Annotated in this window: 1 protein-coding gene; it reads left to right on the top strand. The window is 40.1% G+C overall.

The features are described from left to right. Window positions 1–182: 182 nt before the first annotated feature. Complete coding sequence (locus B2V92_RS02980; RefSeq protein ID WP_293304692.1) at window positions 183–2,738, top strand: galactose oxidase; 2,556 nt, start codon at window positions 183–185, stop codon at window positions 2,736–2,738. The last annotated feature ends 36 nt before the right edge of the window (window positions 2,739–2,774 follow it).

Raw genomic sequence — 2,774 nt, 5'->3', positions numbered from 1 at the left:
CACTGGTCATTAGTTCATTGGTGAACATGATTGATAAAAAAACTTTGTTCCTTCGTGGTAAAAAAGAAAAATAAAAAATGTTTCATCCATAAAATAACGCTCAAACCCAAACGCCCAACGCTTTAAAATTTACACAACTATGGCAACATTGGGATATATATATTATATTCGTAATGTAACAAATGATGACCAAATTATATTTCTGGAGTGCAGTAATCATCCTTTTATGCTGCTGCGAAAAAAGCTTTTCTCAATCTTATGGCCTCGGCTTTTTTAGTCACGAAGTGGTTCAGGACCAGCGTACCGGCCTCGATCTCAGTCCTGGTAAAAACCTATGTTTTGATGATGGCTTTGATCTGAGTTTCGATCTGAACTTTCTCGCTAAAAAGGACGACTATTTTGGTTATATCCTCCGTTTGGTTGTTAACGATTCGGAAAATATCGATCTGCTTTACGATAACGATTTTAAAGAAACGCACCATTTTAAAGTGATTGTGGGAAACAAATTTTCAAAGATAGCATTTGAAATACCGCCGGCTACACTCTATCACAGCTGGAACCTGGTGAAATTAAAATTCGATGCACAGAAATCCCTTTTAACCCTTACTTCGGGCTCTTACACCGGAACAGCAAGCATAAATCTAAAGAAAGGAAGCTGTTTTAAAATCCTTTTCGGCGCTAACGAATACCAGCAGTTTAAAACTTCTGATAATCCGCCGATGAAGATCAGAAACATCAAAATTACCGAAAATGGCGAATTAAAATACCATTGGCCGCTTGATGAGTATGACGGCAACAGCGCGAAAGAACTGGTCCACAATAATAAGGCTTTGGTAAACCGTGCATTATGGATAAAAAAAATGCACTACGATTGGCAGCGTCTCGGCAGTTTTGTGGTAAAAGGACCTGCAAGCACCGCTTTTAATGCCAAAAACGATCAGTTGTATATTGTGGAGCGCGATTCGCTCAAAACCTTTTCAGTTAGCGATACCAAGATCAAATCGTATCCGTTTGCCAATAAACTTACGCTGTTAAGGGGAAATTATTCATTTTATGATGAGCACAATAACCGCCTTTTAAACTTTTATGCCGATCAGAAAATTGTGAGTGTTTTTGATTCTGCTTCGCGCACATGGTCGAAAGATTATAATCCTAAAACCCCAATTACCGATAACTGGCTTTTTAATAAATTTTATTCGCCAAAAGATTCATCTCTTTATATGATAGCCGGTTATGGGCATTTTATCTATAAAAACCAGGTCAACAGATACCACTTTCCCACGGGCCAGTGGCAACAGGTTCCTTTCACCGGCGATACCTTTACACCACGTTACCTGGCTGCATTGGGGCAATCGGGCAATGGTGCATACGTAATCGGCGGTTATGGAAGTACTACGGGCAAGCAGATGCTCAACCCGCGGAATTTATACGACCTGCTGTACTTTGATATGGATAAAAAGACCATTAAAAAGCTGTACGAACTGAAAGTGGGCGGAGAGGATTTTGTTTTTGCCAATTCGCTCATCATCAATGAAAAGGAGAATACTTTTTATGGTTTGATTTTTCCACGTCACAAATACGAATCGAAACTCCAGTTAATGGTGGGATCGTTAAAAGGCCCGGAGTATAAATTAAGTGGCAGCAAAATCCCTTATCAGTTCCACGATATTAATTCTTATGCTGATCTTTATTACAGCAAATCGTCTAAACGTTTTATTGCCGTAACCACTTTCCGCGATAGTACCGATAAAACACATGTAAATGTTTACGCCCTTAACGCACCTCCATTAGAAGCACCCGACAAGCTTTTTGCCGAAAATTCGCCGTTCTGGTATTGGTTCTCGGGGATATTTGTTGCTGTAATGGGTATTTTACTTTTTGTATTCAGAAGTAAAAAACCGGTAAAACCGATACCCCAACGCACGGTAAATGCAGCGGCAGAAGTGCTTGCCGATCAGAAAGAAGTTATAGCTGTTGAAGAGCTTCCGGACGAAAAAAAGAGTTCCATTTTCCTGTTCGGCGATTTGCAGGTATTCGATGATCATGGCCAGCAGATTACCAAACAGTTTACGCCGCTTATTAAGGAGCTTTTCCTGGTGGTGCTGCTTTATACCATCAGGTGGGAGCGGGGTATCAGTTCCGATAAACTGAAAGAACTGTTATGGTTTGATAAATCGAACGAAAGTGCACGGAACAACCGCTCGGTTAATATCGCCAAATTGAAAAGCATTCTGGATAAGATCAGTAACTGCCAGATTTCGAAAGAGACCGGTTATTGGCGCATCAATATCGATCCGGCCATTACCTATACCGACTATCAGGAGTATGTGAATATTATTAAAGATAAATCGCGCCTCGATCACGAAAAAATAAGGCATTTGGCGGCAATCATTAAACGTGGACCATTTCTGCCTACGGTAAATTATGAATGGATGGATAGTTTTAAATCCGAAATTTCTAATGAGATTATCGATACTTATCTGCATTTCTCGCATTCGGTAGGGGTAGAAAGTGATCCCGAACTTTTAATCGAACTTTCGAACTACATCTTTTATTTCGATTCGGTAAACGAAGAAGCGATGGTAATCAAATGTAAAGCCCTTGTTTTTCTGGGTAAACATTCCATCGCCAAAAATACCTACGAAAACTTCTGCAAGGAATACAAGCTGCTGTATGAAGATGATTTCGGGAAAAGCTTTTCAGAAGTGCTCGCTTCCAATCCGGGGCAAGGAAAGTAAGCGATATTTTCTTCCAATCCGTCATCCTGAATTTAT

It is taken from the genome of Pedobacter sp. UBA5917, from assembly GCF_002432345.1.
Lineage (GTDB): Bacteria > Bacteroidota > Bacteroidia > Sphingobacteriales > Sphingobacteriaceae > Pedobacter.
Note: the sequence above shows the minus strand (reverse complement) of the source record. Positions and strands in the feature narration are given on the sequence as shown.

Coding starts and splice junctions, on each gene's coding strand:
- B2V92_RS02980 (WP_293304692.1), top strand. CDS start 183: ATGATGACCAAATTATATTTCTGGAGTGCAGTAATCATCCTTTTATGC.